General features: G+C 39.5%; 1 protein-coding gene. It reads left to right on the plus strand.

The features are described from left to right. The first annotated feature begins 133 nt into the window (after positions 1–133). Complete coding sequence (tnpA, locus tag DWX75_RS05120; protein WP_118015260.1) at positions 134–607, plus strand: IS200/IS605 family transposase; 474 nt, start codon at positions 134–136, stop codon at positions 605–607. The last annotated feature ends 94 nt before the right edge of the window (positions 608–701 follow it).

The raw sequence follows: 701 nt of genomic DNA on the forward strand, positions 1-701 counted from the left end.
CCGATTAGGCATGACAAAACCCCCAGTTCAACTGGGGGTAGTTAAAAAGATCTTAGAGAAAAGGAAAGCATCTCCTGTGATAAACTATAAGTGGCCTGACAACCACAAAAATTAACATAGGAGATGCATGTCAATGGATGACGTACAAAGTTTATCACATAGTAAATGGAGATGTAAATACCATATTGTCTTTGCACCAAAGTATAGGCGTCAAATTATCTATAAGCAGATAAAAATAGATGTAGGAAAAATTTTAAGAGAATTGTGTGAAAGGAAAGGAGTAGAGATATTAGAGGCAGAATGCTGTCCAGATCATATCCACATGTTAGTAACGATTCCGCCGCATTTGAGTGTATCAAGCTTTATGGGATATTTGAAGAGTAAAAGTAGCTTGATGATATTCGACCGGCATGCAAATTTGAAGTATAAGTATGGGAATCGACACTTTTGGTGCAGAGGATATTATGTTGATACTGTAGGAAAGTACGAAAAAGCGATTAAGGAATATATCAAGAACCAGCTGCAAGATGATATTATGGCAGACCAGCTGAGTCTGAAAGAATTTGTAGACCCGTTTACGGGTAGCAAGAGTAAGTCTGGCAAATAAAAGTGCCCCCGAGTAGGGGGCAGCCCGTGATAAAAGTGTGATTGTCAGACCGATTCAGTGCACCTTTTAAGGTGCTACCACAGGTAATTGGCCC

The sequence above is a fragment of the Mitsuokella sp. AF21-1AC genome, from assembly GCF_003458855.1.
In the GTDB taxonomy this organism is placed as follows: domain Bacteria; phylum Bacillota; class Negativicutes; order Selenomonadales; family Selenomonadaceae; genus Mitsuokella.